Source organism: Streptomyces sp. NPDC041191 (genome assembly GCF_055591945.1).
Window position 1 is genome coordinate 279,386 of the sequence record NZ_JBVIZC010000007.1, and the last position, 14,158, is coordinate 293,543.

The window sequence follows — 14,158 nt, forward strand, 5'->3', positions numbered from 1 at the left end:
TAATTATTTCCGACCGGTTCGTACGGACAGCACACGGCCCGGGTCGCCTCCATCCACTCGGATGGAGGCGACCCGGGCCGTGGTGTCACGCCGTGAGGGCGGCGTGAGGCTCCGCGGGGGGCGCCGGCTCGGTCAGAGCTTGGTCCACGCCTCGGTGAGCACCGAGCGCAGGATGCCCTCGATCTCGTCGAAGGTGTCCTGGTCGGCGATGAGCGGCGGGGCCAGCTGGATGACCGGGTCGCCGCGGTCGTCGGCACGGCAGTACAGGCCGTTGTCGAACAGCGCCTTGGAGAGGAAGCCGTACAGGACGCGCTCGGTCTCCTCGTCCGTGAAGGACTCCTTGGTGGCCTTGTCCTTGACGAGTTCGATGCCGTAGAAGAAGCCGTTGCCGCGCACGTCGCCGACGATCGGCAGGTCGTGCAGCTTCTTCAGCGTCGAGAAGAAGGCGTCCTCGTTGTCCAGGACGTGCTGGTTGAGGCCCTCCTTGTCGAAGATGTCGAGGTTGGCGATGGCCACCGCCGACGACACCGGGTGGCCACCGAAGGTGTAGCCGTGGAGGAAGGTGTTGTCGCCCTTGTAGAACGGCTCGGCGATGCGGTCGGAGACGATGCAGGCGCCGATCGGGGAGTAGCCCGAGGTCATGCCCTTGGCGCAGGTGATCATGTCCGGGACGTAGCCGAACTTGTCACAGGCGAACATGGTGCCCAGGCGGCCGAAGGCGCAGATCGTCTCGTCGGAGACGAGCAGCACGTCGTACTGGTCGCAGATCTCGCGGACCCGCTGGAAGTAGCCGGGCGGCGGCGGGAAGCAGCCGCCGGCGTTCTGCACCGGCTCCAGGAAGACGGCGGCGACGGTGTCGGGGCCCTCGAAGAGGATCTGCTGCTCGATCTGGTCGGCGGCCCAGCGGCCGAACGCCTCGGGGTCGTCGCCGTGGATCGGGGCGCGGTAGATGTTGGTGTTCGCCACCTTGTGCGCGCCGGGGACCAGCGGCTCGAAGGGGGCCTTCAGGGCCGGCAGGCCGGTGATGGACAGGGCGCCCTGCGGGGTGCCGTGGTAGGCGACCGCGCGCGAGATGACCTTGTACTTGGTGTGCTTGCCCTGGAGCTTGAAGTACTGCTTGGCGAGCTTCCAGGCGGTCTCGACGGCCTCTCCGCCACCGGTGGTGAAGAAGACCTTGTTCAGGTCGCCCGGGGCGTAGTCCGCGAGGCGCTCGGCCAGCTCGACGGCCTTGGGGTGCGCGTACGACCACACGGGGAAGAACGCGAGCTCCTGGGCCTGCTTGTAGGCGACCTCGGCCAGCTCCTTGCGGCCGTGTCCGGCGTTGACCACGAAGAGGCCCGCGAGACCGTCGAGGTAGCGCTTGCCCTTGTCGTCGAAGATGTAGGTGCCCTCACCACGCACGATGGTGGGAACGGGCGAGTTCTCGTACGAGGACATGCGGGTGAAGTGCATCCACAGGTGGTCGTACGCGGTCTTGGAGAGGTCCTTGCTCACGGCTATCGGGTTCCCCACATATAGGTCTGCTTCTTGAGCTTGAGGTAGACGAAGCTCTCGGTGGAGCGCACGCCGGGGAGGGTGCGGATGCGCTTGTTGATCACATCCAGCAGGTGGTCGTCGTCCTCGCAGACGACCTCCACCATCAGGTCGAAGGAGCCCGCGGTCATCACCACGTACTCGCATTCGGCCATGGCCGTCAGCGCTTCCGCAACCGGATCGAGGTCACCCTCGACGTTGATGCCGACCATCGCCTGCCGTCGGAAACCCACGGTGAGCGGGTCGGTGACGGCGACGATCTGCATGACGCCCTGGTCGAGCAGCTTCTGGACGCGCTGTCGCACGGCCGCCTCGGAGAGGCCGACGGCCTTGCCGATCGCCGCGTAGGGACGGCGGCCGTCCTCCTGGAGCTGTTCGATGATCGCCAGGGAGACGGCGTCGATCGTCGGGGACGAACCGGTTCCGGTTCTGGAGTCTGCGCTTCGACTGGCCACACCTTCACTGTGCACCGAGACTGTCGGTCTTGCAACCCCGGAGCGATGTAATTCGTTGTCCGAGGGCTCCGATGGTGCTGAATCCGAAGTTGTGGAGGGTCGGGCCTGTTGAAAGCGTCGGTCGACCGATTAGGCTGGGGTGTCTCACCCATCGGGACGGCCGCACAGGGACGTGCGACGTCAGAACGTGACAGGAGGGGTGGCAAGTGACCACCGAGCTGCGCCGGCTGCGTAACTACATCAACGGGGAGTTCCGCGACGCGGCCGACGGCCGCACGATCGACGTGATCAACCCGGCCACCGGCGAGGTGTACGCCACCTCCCCGCTCTCCGGCCAGGCCGACGTCGACGCCGCCATGGAGGCCGCCGCGGCCGCCTTCCCCGCGTGGCGCGACAGCACCCCCGCCGAACGCCAGAGGGTGCTCCTGAAGATCGCGGACGCCTTCGAGGAGCGCGCCGAGGACCTGATCGCCGCCGAGGTCGAGAACACCGGCAAGCCCACCGCCCTCGTCGCGAGCGAGGAGATCCCGCCGATGGTGGACCAGATCCGCTTCTTCGCGGGTGCCGCCCGCCTCCTGGAGGGCCGCTCGGCCGGCGAGTACATGGAGGGCCTGACCTCCATCGTCCGCCGCGAGCCCGTCGGCGTCTGCGCCCAGGTCGCGCCGTGGAACTACCCGATGATGATGGCCGTCTGGAAGTTCGCCCCGGCTCTCGCCGCGGGCAACACCGTCGTCCTCAAGCCCTCGGACACGACCCCCGCGTCGACCGTCCTGATGGCCGAGATCATCGGGCGGATCGTCCCCAAGGGCGTCTTCAACGTCGTCTGCGGCGACCGCGACACCGGCCGCGCGATGGTCGAGCACCCCACCCCCGCCATGGCCTCCATCACCGGCTCCGTGCGCGCCGGCATGCAGGTCGCCGAGTCGGCCGCCAAGGACGTCAAGCGCGTCCACCTGGAGCTGGGCGGCAAGGCCCCCGTCGTCGTCTTCGAGGACACCGACATCGAGAAGGCCGTCGAGGACATCTCCATGGCCGGCTTCTTCAACGCCGGCCAGGACTGCACGGCCGCCACCCGCGTCCTGGTCCACGAGTCCATCCACGACGAGTTCGTGGCCGCCCTCGCCAAGGCCGCGAGCGAGACGAAGACCGGGCAGCCGGACGACGAGGACGTGCTGTACGGCCCGCTGAACAACGCCAACCAGCTCCAGCAGGTCTCCGGCTTCGTCGACCGCCTCCCGGCCCACGCCAAGGTCGAGGCCGGCGGCCACCGCGTCGGCGACAAGGGCTACTTCTACGCCCCGACCGTCGTCTCTGGGCTCAAGCAGGACGACGAGATCATCCAGAACGAGGTCTTCGGCCCGGTCATCACCGTCCAGCCCTTCACGGACGAGGCGCAGGCCCTGGAGTACGCCAACGGCGTCGAGTACGCCCTCGCCTCCTCCGTCTGGACCAAGGACCACGCCCGCGCGATGCGCATGTCCAAGGCCCTCGACTTCGGCTGCGTGTGGATCAACACCCACATCCCGCTGGTCGCCGAGATGCCCCACGGCGGCTTCAAGAAGTCCGGCTACGGCAAGGACCTCTCCGCGTACGGCTTCGAGGACTACACGCGCATCAAGCACGTCATGACCTCCCTGGGCTGATTCCGCCCCGGCCCCCGCGGCCCCGGCACCCCGCTCGACAGGGTGTCGGGGCCGCGCCGTGCCGTCCGGACGCTGCGTCCATTGCCGGAGGAGGCGACCGGCCGGGATGCTGCCCGGATGAGAGCGACAGCCAGGAAGAACACGTCCCGCCGGTCCCTGCTGCGCGGCGTCGGAGGTGCCGGGGCCGCCGCCCTGCTCGCCGGGTGCGGGGTGCCCGCCGCCTTCGTGGAGGAGGGGGACCGGGCCGCCGCCCGGGACCTCTCGGCCCGCGACCGGGTCCTCGACTTCGCCAACTGGCCGCTCTACATCGACACCGACGAGGACGACCCGTCCCGCCGCCCCACCCTGGACGCCTTCCGCGAGCGGACCGGGACGTCCGTCCGCTACACCGAGGAGATCAACGACAACGACGAGTTCTTCGGCCGGATCGGCCCCTCCCTGATGAACCACCAGGAGACCGGCCGCGACCTGATCGTCCTCAGCGACTGGATGGCCGCCCGCTTCGTCCGTCTCGGCTGGGTCCAGAAGATGGACCGCGCCGCCCAGCCGAACGTCACGGCCCACCTCGACCCGCAGCTGCGCTCGCCCGCCTTCGACCCCGGCCGACTGCACACCGTCCCCTGGCAGTCCGGCATCACCGGCATCGCGTACAACCGCCGGAAGCTGGGCCGGGAGCTGCGCTCGGTGAAGGAGCTGTGGGCCGACGACCTGCGCGGGAAGGTCACCCTGCTGTCCGGCCTCGACGAGTCCTTCGCCCTGCTCATGATGGGCGAGGGCGTCGACGTGACCCGGTGGACCGGCGACGACTTCCACGCCCTGTGCGAGCGGGTCGAACGGCTCGTCCGCGCCAAGCACATCCGCCGCTTCACCGGCAACGACTACATCAAGGACCTCTCCTCCGGCGACGTCCTGGCCTGCCAGGCGTACTCCGGGGACACCGTCCAGCTCCGGGCCGACAACCCGGACATCGAGTTCGTCGTCCCGGAGGAGGGCGCCGAACTCTGGTCCGAGTCCCTCATGGTGCCCAACCTCGCCCGGCACAAGACCAACGCGGAGAAGCTGGTCGACCACTACTACGAGCCCGAGGTCGCCGCCGCCCTCGCCGCCTGGGTCAACTACGTCTGCCCGGTTCCGGCCGCGCGGGACGTCCTCGCGGACTCCGACGACGAGGAACTCGCGGCGCTCGCCGAGGACCCGCTGATCTTCCCGGACGCCGACATGCGCGGCCGGCTCGCGATCGCCCGGGACGTCACGGCCGAGGAGCGCCAGGAGTTCGCGAAGCGGTGGAACTCGATCGTGGGGCTGTGAGCCGGGCGAGATACGGTGCGGGCCACCGCATCTCGCCCGGTTCCGTGTCAGCGCTCGGACGCGTCAGTGCTCGAACGTGTGCCGAGCGGGCCACTCGGGCAGCCAGTCGGTCTCGATCTCGCCACGGAAAACGCCGGTGAGCCAGGAGACGACGTCGAGATCGGTCACATGCCAATCCGCCCACCCACGCCGGAACGCGGAGACGGTCCACGCCCCGCCACCGTCGGAACCCGGCACCAGGAACAGCTGGTCGCCCTCCACGGTGTGGCCCCAGTAGAGCATGCCTCCCGCGGACGGGAGCACGGGATCCACGATCGTCCGAGAGTTCTTCTCGCTGACGTACCGACTCATCCACTCCCCCTTCTCCCTCATCGTGCGCGGGCCGTAGACGAACAGGAAGTCGTCGATCAGGGTGTCTCCGTAGAGGCCCGCCACCGCCTTCAGGTCGCCGGGGAGCTCGACGTGCCAATCGTGCTCCACCTGGCTCAGGTTCAGTTCCTCCGGCCAGGGGGACGGGCCCAGGGCGTCGCGCAGTGCGCGCGTGTCCGGTTGCATTTCTGTCGCCTTTCCGTCACCAGCGCTTATCCCCTGCGGCAGCAGTGTTCTCGGACGCGCATCTGACGTTCATCGTGCCCCACGACATGACCCTCACCTTGGTCGGGATCACCGAGTTCCTGTTCCCGTGGATCGGTGTCACCTCGACGAATTGCGTGCCGCCCTTCTTGATCGACTCCACGATGGGTGCCTCGCCGTGGTCGTCCATCGCCTGGTTGGCGGTCCGGTACATCGGGACGAGGTTTCGCGTCTCCCGGTTCGAACCGCCCGTCGCGTAACCGATGAGGTGCCCTCGTGCTCGATTGTCCGACGGCAGAGTCCTCAGTCCGGGGAGCGCGAAGCCCAGCGAAGGCCGCGGGGGCGGCGTGCAGTCGGTCGCCGTCGGGCTCGCGTAAGCACCTGACGCGACGTACTCGCCGGCCTGCTCCCTCCGCGGAAGGCAGACCCTGTGGGGACCGTCGAAGGCGGTACCGGTGCCGCACCTGTTGCTCCTGGAGCGGTCGTCGCTCCCGTCGCCACCGTCCGAGGGGCCTCCGGCGGCCTGCTGGACGACGGGCTGTACGTCGGTCGGAGTGAGCGCCGCAGCGATGGCCACAGTGGTCTGGTCAAGGGAACCCCGCACCCGTGTCGCATGGTTGACGGGCTGCCGGAGGATTCTCGCGATGTCCACCTGCGGCTTCGGGCCGTCACGGGGCATCGCCGGTGAACTGCGCGAAATCGACCGGGCCGAGAGCCTGCGGCCTGTGCGTCGATCCGACGGGCGTGCCCTCAATCCCGGTTTCTGAACGCGTTCAAGAGTGGCGTACGCTGTGCCCATGAGCGACACGAACGGGCCGAGAGCCCTTCTCACGCACATCCGCGCCTGGCTGATCGTCTTCGTCGTCTGCCTGGTCCTGAGCGGGGCCACCGCCTTCCCGCTCGTCACCGAACTGCGGCTCCTCGACTCCGCCCTGACCGGCTGGGCCTCGCCCGTGGCCGACCTGTTCCCCGGTCTCGCCGAGTGGATCCACCGGGTCCGCGAGGGGCTCGCGACCGCCGACGCACAGGCGCCGTACCTGCTCTACGGCACCGACTGGCTCGCCTTCGCGCACCTCGTCATCGCGGTCGCCTTCCACGGCCCGTACCGCGACCCCGTCCGCAACGTCTGGGTCGTCGAGTTCGGCATGATCGCCTGCGTCGGCATCATCCCGCTCGCCCTGATCTGCGGGCCGATCCGGGACATCCCCTTCTGGTGGTCGGTCATCGACATGTCGTTCGGCGTCGTCGGCATCCTGCCGCTGCTCCACGTACGCCGGATGATCAAGCGGCTGGAGGCCGCCACGGCGGAGGCGGCGGTCCCCGGGGCCGTACCCGCCGTCTGACGACGGGCACGACCCGGGCGGGTGCCGGGGTCAGTCCGGCAGGCCGTACGCCGCCACCATCACGTTCAGCGCCGTCCGGTTCGCGTCCTGGCCCTTGGCGTCCGTGGAGTTGACGCTGTAGACGAGGGTCCGGGAGCCGTCCCGGGTCGAGGCGATCGCCGCGTTGTACCCCCAGCGGCCCCCGGTCTTGCCCCACACCTCGCGCCCCCCGAGCCGCTTCACCGACAGGCCCGCCGAGTGCGCCGCCGGGGCGCCGGTCCTCACGTCCGGCACCCCCGGCAGCGTGAACATCTCCTCCAGGAGCGGTCCGCGCACCACCCGGCCCGCGAACAGCGCCCGGGTGAAGCGCTCCAGGTCCGCCGTGGTCGAGACGAGGTCCCCGGCCGCCCAGCCGTCCGTCGTCCCCCACACCGAGACGTCGCGGAGTCCGGTCGTGCCGTCGTCCAGCCGCATCGTCTGGTACCCGTGGTTGTACGGACCGACGATCCCGGCGGCCGGGCCCGGGAGGTACGTGTCCCGGAGGCCGAGCGGGCGCAGGATCCGCCGCTCCACCTGGCGCTCGTACGAGTCGCCCGTCACCCGCTCCACGATCAGGCCGGCGATCGTGTACCCGATGTTGAGGTAGTGCTGCCGGGTGCCCGGCCGGAACTCGCGCGGCTTCGCCGTCGCCGAACGGACCTGTTCCTCCGGGTCGTGGATGACGAAGCGCTGTTCGTACCACTCCTCCACCGTCTCGCCCCGGACGTCGGGAGCCGGGATGCCGTGGGTGTGGTTCAGGAGCTGGCGCACCGTCACCCCGGCGTAACGGGCGGGGATCAGGCCCGGCAGGTACGCGCGGGCCGGGCGGTCCAGGTCGATCCGGTGCTCGGCGGCGAGCTGGAGGACGGTCGCCGCGGTGAACACCTTCGTCACCGAACCGGCCCGGAAACGAGCGGCCGGGTCCGCCGGGGCGCCGGACTCCAGGTCGTGGACGCCCGAACTCCCCTGCCAGGAACCCCCCGTGCCCCCGACCCGGACGAGCGCGGCCGTCGCGTCGGCGCGGGGGAGCCCCGCGATCGCCGCCGACATGGCCTTCGCCAGGCCGGCGTCCGGCGCGTGTCGCGCGGTCGCGGCCGGAGCCGAGGCCACGGCCGGGACGAGCGCCGGTCCGGCGGTGACGCCCAGGACCAGGGCGGCGGCGAGCAGGGTGCGGGCGGGTGTGCGCATGGCGGTCAACTCCGTAGGTGGGGGCCGTCGTTCTCGATGGCTCCATCCTGCTGACCGGGGGCGGCCGGCGGATCGCCCGCACCGGCGGTCTCCGCGGGGTCAGTTCCTCCCCGGCACGGGGGAGGAACCGGCGCCCGCGCCTCCCCCGGGCGGGGGAGAGCCCGCCGCGACCAGGCCCGTCTCGTACGCGCAGATCACCGCCTGGACGCGGTCCCGCAGCCCGAGTTTCGCCAGCACGTTGCCCACGTGGGTCTTCACCGTGTGGTCGCTGACCACCAGCTCCGCCGCGATCTCCGCGTTCGACAGGCCCCGGGCGAGCAGCAGTAGGGTCTCGCGCTCCCGGGCCGTCAGCACGCCGAGGCGCGGGTCGGGCCCGGCCGTCCGGCGCGGGCCCGCCGTGTACTGCTCCACCAGCCGCCGGGCCACCGACGGCGCGAGCAGCGAGTCGCCCGCCGCCACCACCCGGACCGCGTGCACCAGGTCGTCGCGCCGCACGTCCTTGAGGAGGAAGCCGCTCGCGCCCGCGTGCAGCGCCTCGTACACGTACGCGTCGGTGTCGAAGGTCGTGAGCATCACCGTCCGGCAGCCGGACTCCGCGCAGATCGTCCGGCACGCCTCGATGCCGTCCGTCCGGGGCATCCGGATGTCCAGCAGCGCCACGTCGGGGGAGTGGCGGCGGACCGCCTCGACGGCCTCCGCCCCGTCCCCGGCCTCCGCCACCACCTCGATGTCCGGCTGCGCGTCCAGGATCATCGCGAAACCGCTGCGGACCAGTTCCTGGTCGTCCGCGACCACCACCCGGACCGTCATGATCCCGCCCCCTCCGCCATCGGCACGGGGAGCAGCACCCGCACCTCGAATCCCCTGCCGTCCGGGCCCGGACCCGTCACCGCCGTACCGCCGTGGGCGGCCGCCCGCTCCCGGATGCCCAGCAGGCCGTGTCCGCCGGGGCCCGGCCGCGGGCCGCGCCCGTCGTCGGTGACCGTGATCCGCAGGACGCCGTCCGCGTGGACCAGTCCGACCTCGGCCGTGCGGGCCCGCGCGTGCTTGACGACGTTCGTCAGCGCCTCCTGCACGATCCGGTGGACGCTCGCCCCGGTCGCCGCAGGCAGCGACCGCACCCCGCCCTCCGTCGTGTACCGGACGGTCAGACCGCCTGCCCGCACCCGCTCCACGAGGGCGGGAATCCCGGCGATGTCCGGCTGCGGTTCGCGGGGGGCCGCCGTCTCGCCGCCCTCGCGCAGCACCCCCAGCATCCGCCGCAACTGGTCCATCGCGTCGCGGCCCGTCTCCGAGATCGCCTCGAACGCGGCCTCGGCGCGCTCCGGCGCCGTCCGCACCGCCACCGGGCCCGCCTCCGCCTGCACCACCATCAGGCTCACCGCGTGCGACAGGACGTCGTGCATCTCCCGCGCGATCCTGGCTCGTTCCCGCGCGGCCGCCCGCTCGGCCTCCACCCGCTGCGCCCGCTGCCGGGCGTCCGTGAGCCGCCCGAAGACATAGGCGGCGCCGAACACGAAGAGGGAGAAGGTCAGTTCGCGCGCCGACCGGGTGTTGAGCCACACCGAGACCGGTACCGCGACCGCCAGGAGCCCCATCGTCACGAACCGCTGCCACGCGGGCGAGAGTGCGGCGACCGTGTAGACGCCGACCAGGCCGGTGTACGGCAGCGGCTGACCCGGGCCCTCCACGGCGAACCGGTACAGGCCGCTCGCCGCCAGGATCGCGAGCAGCACGGTCATCGGTGCCCGTCTGCGCCAGACCAGCGGCAGCACGGTGAGCGTCATCAGCCCGTACGCCGGCCAGGTCGCCGGCGCGAGGCCGGGCGGGCGCGGCACCACGAACGGCATCGTCACCGCCGCCTGGACCAGGAGCGCGATCCCGGCGTCCACCGCCCACGGGTTCGCCGCGCCCCAGGTCCGCGCCCGTTCCCACCCGCCGCGCACGTCCCCCCGTATGCCCATTACGGCTTGCGGCCCACCGCGCCGAACTGCGCCACCACGTGCGTCTCCTGCGAGGAGGACCGCCAGCGCGAGCAGGAGACGACGCCCGGCTCCAGCAGGTCGAGGCCCTCGAAGAACGAGGTGAACTCCTCCCGGGTGCGGGCGGTGATCGGCGGGGTCGCGTTCTCGTTCCAGAAGGCCATCGCGGCCTCGTTCCCCTCGCCGCCCAGCTCCGGCTCCAGGGTGGGGTGGGTGAGCACCAGGAAGCTGCCGGAGGGGACGGCGGCCATCAGGGTCCGCACGATCGACCGGGCCTCGTCGGTGTCCAGGACGAAGTTGAGGATGCCGAGCATCATCACCGCGACCGGACGGGAGAGGTCCAGGGTGGCCGACGCCGCCTCCAGGATGCCCGCCGGGTCGTGCGCGTCGGCGTCGACGTACTCGGTGACGCCCTCCGGCGCGCTGGTCAGGAGCGCGCGGGCGTGGGTGAGGACGATCGGGTCGTTGTCGACGTAGACGATCCGGGCGTCCGGGGCGGCCCGCTGCGCCACCTCGTGGGTGTTGTCGGCGGTCGGCAGGCCGGTGCCGATGTCCAGGAACTGGCGGACGCCCTCCCCGGCCGCCAGGTGGGTCACCGCCCGGCCGAGGAACGCCCGGTCCGCGCGCGCCACTTCGCCGATGCTCGGGTAGAAGCCGGTGACCTGCGCGCCGACCGCGCGGTCCACCGGGTAGTTGTCCTTTCCGCCCAGCCAGTAGTTCCACACCCGGGCGTTGTGGGCGATGTCGGTGCGGATGCGGTCGTTCACGCTCTGGTGTGCGCGGTCGTTCACGCGGGGGCCTTTCGCAGGACGGAGGCGAGGGCGTCGACGCGGTTCGTGGTGATCGCGTCCACCCCGTTCTTGATCAGCTTACGCATGGTGCGTCTCGTGTCCGCCGTCCAGGCGGAGACGAGCAGGCCGTCCCGGTGCACCCGCTCGCTCAGCTCCCGACTCACCAGTCCGAACCGGTAGTTCAGCCAGCGCGGGCGCACGGCGTCGAGGAGCACGGGGCGGGGCGGGGCGAGCGAGGTCCAGGTCAGGGCGATCTCGGCGGCCGGATCGGCGGCCCGCACCTGGAGCATGGCGACGGTGCCCGCGCAGTAGTACACCCGCTCCCCGGCGCCGCACTCGTGGACCGTGCCGACGATCTTCCGGACCGATTCCTCGTTCCCGCCCGGCAGGTCCAGCATCAGCCGGTGGTCCCCGGCGGCGAGCAGCGCCTCCCGCAGGGTCGGCACCCCGCCCGCCGTCGCCTCCTCCACCTGCGCGTACGAGAGCGCGGAGAGCGCCCGGTCCAGGCCCCAGAGGCGCTTCAGGGTGTCGTCGTGGAGGAGGACGGGCACCCCGTCCCGCGTCAGCCGGACGTCGACCTCGACCGCGTCCGCCCCCCATTCGATCGCCGAGACGATCGAACGCAGCGTGTTCTCACGGGCGCGGTACGGGTCGCCGCGGTGGCCTACGACAGTGACGGATCGCATGGGGCCATTGTGGGCGCCGCCCGGCGCCGGTGCCGACGGCGGGGCCGCCGTACGGACGCCGTCAGCGCGCCGTCCACTCCTCGGTGTACGCGTCGATCTCGGCGAGGAGCCGGGCCTTGCCCGCCGCGTCGAGGAAGGACGCCTCCACCGCGTTCCGGGCGAGGGCGGCGAGACCGCGCTCGTCGAGGTCCAGGAGCCGGGCGGCGACCGCGTACTCGTTGTTCAGGTCGGTGCCGAACATCGGCGGGTCGTCGCTGTTGACCGTGACGAGCACGCCGGCGTCCACCATCCGCCGGACCGGGTGCTCCTCCAGGGTCGCCACGGCCCGGGTGGCGATGTTGGAGGTCGGGCAGACCTCCAGGGCGATGCGGTGCTCGGCCAGGTACGCCAGGAGCTCCGGATCCCGGACCGAGCTGGTGCCGTGGCCGATGCGCTCGGCGCCCAGGAACCGGATCGCGTCCCAGACGGTCTCCGGGCCGGTCGTCTCGCCCGCGTGCGGGACGGACCGCAGGCCGGCCGCCCGCGCCCGGTCGAAGTACGGCTGGAACTGGGGGCGCGGCACCCCGATCTCCGGGCCGCCGAGGCCGAAGGAGACCAGGCCCTCCGGGCGCAGCCCGTCGGTGGTGGCCAGTCGCGCGGTCTCCTCGGCGGCTTCGAGGCCGGCCTCGCCCGGGATGTCGAAGCACCAGCGCAGGACCGTGCCGAACTCGGCCTCGGCCGCCTTGCGGGCGTCCTCGATCGCCTCCATGAAGGCGCCCTCGTCGATGCCGCGACGGGTGGAGGAGTAGGGGGTGACGGTCAGTTCGGCGTAACGGATGTTCTGGCGGGCCATGTCGCGGGCGACCTCGAAGGTCAGCAGCCGGACGTCCTCGGGCGTGCGGACCAGGTCGACCACCGACAGGTAGACGTCGATGAAGTGCGCGAAGTCGGTGAACGTGAAGTAGTCGGCCAGCGCCTCCGGGTCCGTGGGGACCTTGGAGTCCGGGTGACGGGCCGCGAGTTCCGCGACGATCCGGGGCGAGGCGGACCCCACGTGGTGGACGTGCAGCTCGGCCTTGGGGAGGCCCGCGATGAAGGGGTGCAGATCGGTCATCGGGTCATCGTAGGCCGGGTGGTTCCCCCCCAGGGGTGAGGCTTTAGCATGACGTGACCACGACGGGGGAGGCACATGTCCGACGATCGAGAACAGCCGAGGGACGGCCACGGCCCGGCGGACCCGTGGGCTCCGCCCCCTCGCGACGGGGTGGAGCTGAGCAAGTCGCCCACTCCGCCCACTCCGCCGACTCCGCCGGCCCCGCCCGCGCACGACCGGCCGACGGTCGCGTCCATGCCCGGGGTGCCGGCGCCCGGCGGTGACGTGCCGCCGCCGCCGATCGCGCCCGGCGGCGCGGTCCCCGGCGCGTACGGCCATCCGGCCGCTCCCGGCGGCTACGGCCACCCGGCGGCCCCCGGCGGCTACGGTCATCCGGCGGCCCCCGGCGGCTACGGTTACCCGACGGCGCCCGTGCCGCCCGCCGGGTACGGCCATCCCGGCTACCCGGGCTATCCGGCGTACGGCCCCCTCCGGCAGCAGTCGCAGAACAACGGCATGGGCACGGCGGCCATGGTGCTCGGCATCCTCGCCGTCGTGCTCTCGGTCTGCTCCTACGGCGTCATGGGCCTGGTCCTGGGCGGGATCGCGCTGCCCCTCGGCATCGTCGCCCGCAAGAAGAGCCTGCGGGGCGAGGCGGACAACCGGGGGCAGGCCGTGGCCGGCATCGTGCTCGGCTCCGTCGGCCTCGTCCTCGGCATCGCGGGCATCGTCCTCTTCGCCTTCCTCGTCACGCACGCGGACGAGTGGGACGACAGCCCGGACGACCCCTGGTCGACGAGCGGGGTCTCCGTCGGCGCCCTTCGCTGAACGGAGGGGCGGCCGGGACCGGCCCCGCACCGGTTCCGCACCGGCGCGGGGCTCCGGCCGCCCGTCCGGGGCCGCCCGGAGCCGTTCCTTTCCGGCCCGCCTCCGGGCCGCCCCGGGGCTCCCTCCACCGGGCCGGGGTCAGGCCGTCCGGAGGCGTTCCCGTGCCTCCATGAGGGCGAAGCCCAGGAGGTTGAGGCCGCGCCAGCGGGCCGGATCGAGGGCGCCGGGGTCGGTCGCGGCGAGCCCGATGCCCCAGACGCGGTCCACCGGGCTGGCCTCCACCAGGACGCGGTCCCCGGTGCCGAGCAGGTAGGCGCGCAGGCCCTCGTCCGAGGAGAACTTGTGGACGCTCCCGTCGACCACGATCCCGAAGCGCTCCCGCTCCCACACCGCGTCGTCGAAGCCCCGCACCAGCCGGCCCGCCTTCTTGGCCTCCGCCGGGGTGCGGGCGGCCAGCGCGGCGCGCTCGGCGTCCGCGTCCCCGAAGAGGCGCGCCTTGGCGGCCATCATCCAGTGCTCGGCGGTCGCGTACGCCACCCCGCCGACCGTGAAGGGGGACGGCCACCACTGGCTGAGACAGCTCGCCGAGAGGTGTCCGGCCGGGTGCGGACGGTGTCCCCAGAAGTGCAGCCACCTGACCCGGTCGCCCCTGCTGACCTGCCGTGTCAGCTCCTCGATCGCGCTCATGCACGGGAGTCTGGCATCCGCCACGGACACTCCGTACGGAGATTTTTCGGC

General features: G+C 71.8%; 15 protein-coding genes. 4 read left to right on the top strand and 11 right to left on the bottom strand.

Annotated elements, in window-relative coordinates; translation table 11 throughout:
* Positions 1-132 precede the first annotated feature (132 nt).
* Together ACZ6AQ_RS16480 and ACZ6AQ_RS16485 are read right to left on the bottom strand one after the other, a co-directional pair.
* On the bottom strand, positions 133-1,512 hold the full coding sequence (locus ACZ6AQ_RS16480) for an aspartate aminotransferase family protein (RefSeq protein WP_468760401.1): 1,380 nt from the start codon (positions 1,510-1,512) through the stop codon (positions 133-135).
* Positions 1,497-2,003, bottom strand: coding sequence for an Lrp/AsnC family transcriptional regulator (locus ACZ6AQ_RS16485; protein WP_468760402.1), 507 nt, complete (start codon positions 2,001-2,003; stop codon positions 1,497-1,499). The genes ACZ6AQ_RS16480 and ACZ6AQ_RS16485 overlap by 16 nt, the downstream gene beginning before the upstream one ends.
* Before the next feature lie 191 nt (positions 2,004-2,194).
* Between ACZ6AQ_RS16485 and ACZ6AQ_RS16490 the strand changes: the two genes are divergently transcribed.
* On the top strand, positions 2,195-3,631 hold the full coding sequence (locus ACZ6AQ_RS16490; RefSeq protein WP_468760403.1) for a gamma-aminobutyraldehyde dehydrogenase: 1,437 nt from the start codon (positions 2,195-2,197) through the stop codon (positions 3,629-3,631).
* A 117-nt stretch (positions 3,632-3,748) separates the two neighbouring features.
* On the top strand, positions 3,749-4,939 hold the full coding sequence (locus ACZ6AQ_RS16495; protein ID WP_468760404.1) for an ABC transporter substrate-binding protein: 1,191 nt from the start codon (positions 3,749-3,751) through the stop codon (positions 4,937-4,939).
* A gap of 63 nt (positions 4,940-5,002) precedes the next feature.
* Here the strand turns inward: ACZ6AQ_RS16495 and ACZ6AQ_RS16500 are convergent, their stop codons facing one another.
* Both ACZ6AQ_RS16500 and ACZ6AQ_RS16505 read right to left on the bottom strand, forming a co-directional pair.
* Entirely contained in the window at positions 5,003-5,494 is a 492-nt protein-coding gene (locus ACZ6AQ_RS16500; protein WP_468760405.1) for a hypothetical protein, read from the bottom strand.
* A 16-nt stretch (positions 5,495-5,510) separates the two neighbouring features.
* Entirely contained in the window at positions 5,511-6,164 is a 654-nt protein-coding gene (locus ACZ6AQ_RS16505; protein WP_468760406.1) for a DNA/RNA non-specific endonuclease, read from the bottom strand.
* A 145-nt stretch (positions 6,165-6,309) separates the two neighbouring features.
* On the opposite strand from ACZ6AQ_RS16505, the gene ACZ6AQ_RS16510 reads away from it, so the two are divergent.
* On the top strand, positions 6,310-6,855 hold the full coding sequence (locus ACZ6AQ_RS16510) for a hypothetical protein (RefSeq protein WP_468760407.1): 546 nt from the start codon (positions 6,310-6,312) through the stop codon (positions 6,853-6,855).
* Positions 6,856-6,885: 30 nt separating this feature from the next.
* Here the strand turns inward: ACZ6AQ_RS16510 and ACZ6AQ_RS16515 are convergent, their stop codons facing one another.
* The 6 genes from ACZ6AQ_RS16515 to ACZ6AQ_RS16540 form a co-directional block, all read right to left on the bottom strand.
* Positions 6,886-8,061 carry a serine hydrolase domain-containing protein gene (locus tag ACZ6AQ_RS16515; RefSeq protein ID WP_468760408.1) on the bottom strand — a complete coding sequence of 392 codons (1,176 nt, stop codon included), beginning with the start codon at positions 8,059-8,061 and terminating at the stop codon, positions 6,886-6,888.
* A 99-nt stretch (positions 8,062-8,160) separates the two neighbouring features.
* Positions 8,161-8,871, bottom strand: a complete 711-nt coding sequence (locus tag ACZ6AQ_RS16520) for a response regulator transcription factor (protein WP_468760409.1) — start codon at positions 8,869-8,871, stop codon at positions 8,161-8,163.
* Positions 8,868-10,025, bottom strand: coding sequence for a sensor histidine kinase (locus ACZ6AQ_RS16525; RefSeq protein ID WP_468760410.1), 1,158 nt, complete (start codon positions 10,023-10,025; stop codon positions 8,868-8,870). Before ACZ6AQ_RS16525 ends, ACZ6AQ_RS16520 begins: the two co-directional genes overlap by 4 nt.
* Positions 10,025-10,810: an SAM-dependent methyltransferase gene (locus ACZ6AQ_RS16530; protein WP_468760470.1), complete on the bottom strand. Its 786-nt coding sequence runs from the start codon at positions 10,808-10,810 to the stop codon at positions 10,025-10,027. Before ACZ6AQ_RS16530 ends, ACZ6AQ_RS16525 begins: the two co-directional genes overlap by 1 nt.
* A 20-nt stretch (positions 10,811-10,830) precedes the next feature.
* Positions 10,831-11,520 (bottom strand): glycerophosphodiester phosphodiesterase, encoded by a 690-nt coding sequence (locus ACZ6AQ_RS16535; RefSeq protein WP_468760411.1) that lies wholly within the window; start codon positions 11,518-11,520, stop codon positions 10,831-10,833.
* Positions 11,521-11,581: 61 nt separating this feature from the next.
* Positions 11,582-12,613, bottom strand: coding sequence for an adenosine deaminase (locus tag ACZ6AQ_RS16540; protein WP_468760412.1), 1,032 nt, complete (start codon positions 12,611-12,613; stop codon positions 11,582-11,584).
* Between the two features lie 75 nt (positions 12,614-12,688).
* On the opposite strand from ACZ6AQ_RS16540, the gene ACZ6AQ_RS16545 reads away from it, so the two are divergent.
* Entirely contained in the window at positions 12,689-13,420 is a 732-nt protein-coding gene (locus ACZ6AQ_RS16545; protein WP_468760413.1) for a DUF4190 domain-containing protein, read from the top strand.
* Between the two features lie 138 nt (positions 13,421-13,558).
* Here the strand turns inward: ACZ6AQ_RS16545 and ACZ6AQ_RS16550 are convergent, their stop codons facing one another.
* Positions 13,559-14,107, bottom strand: a complete 549-nt coding sequence (locus ACZ6AQ_RS16550) for an NADAR family protein (protein ID WP_468760414.1) — start codon at positions 14,105-14,107, stop codon at positions 13,559-13,561.
* Positions 14,108-14,158: the final 51 nt, after the last annotated feature.

What these genes read in the sequence shown, in the direction of transcription:
- ACZ6AQ_RS16550 (WP_468760414.1), bottom strand. Translation starts at nt 14,107, where the DNA reads ATGAGCGCGATCGAGGAGCTGACACGGCAGGTCAGCAGGGGCGACCGG.
- ACZ6AQ_RS16525 (WP_468760410.1), bottom strand. Translation starts at nt 10,025, where the DNA reads ATGGGCATACGGGGGGACGTGCGCGGCGGGTGGGAACGGGCGCGGACC.
- ACZ6AQ_RS16510 (WP_468760407.1), top strand. Translation starts at nt 6,310, where the DNA reads ATGAGCGACACGAACGGGCCGAGAGCCCTTCTCACGCACATCCGCGCC.
- ACZ6AQ_RS16515 (WP_468760408.1), bottom strand. Translation starts at nt 8,061, where the DNA reads ATGCGCACACCCGCCCGCACCCTGCTCGCCGCCGCCCTGGTCCTGGGC.
- ACZ6AQ_RS16495 (WP_468760404.1), top strand. Translation starts at nt 3,749, where the DNA reads ATGAGAGCGACAGCCAGGAAGAACACGTCCCGCCGGTCCCTGCTGCGC.
- ACZ6AQ_RS16535 (WP_468760411.1), bottom strand. Translation starts at nt 11,520, where the DNA reads ATGCGATCCGTCACTGTCGTAGGCCACCGCGGCGACCCGTACCGCGCC.
- ACZ6AQ_RS16540 (WP_468760412.1), bottom strand. Translation starts at nt 12,613, where the DNA reads ATGACCGATCTGCACCCCTTCATCGCGGGCCTCCCCAAGGCCGAGCTG.
- ACZ6AQ_RS16500 (WP_468760405.1), bottom strand. Translation starts at nt 5,494, where the DNA reads ATGCAACCGGACACGCGCGCACTGCGCGACGCCCTGGGCCCGTCCCCC.
- ACZ6AQ_RS16520 (WP_468760409.1), bottom strand. Translation starts at nt 8,871, where the DNA reads ATGACGGTCCGGGTGGTGGTCGCGGACGACCAGGAACTGGTCCGCAGC.
- ACZ6AQ_RS16545 (WP_468760413.1), top strand. Translation starts at nt 12,689, where the DNA reads ATGTCCGACGATCGAGAACAGCCGAGGGACGGCCACGGCCCGGCGGAC.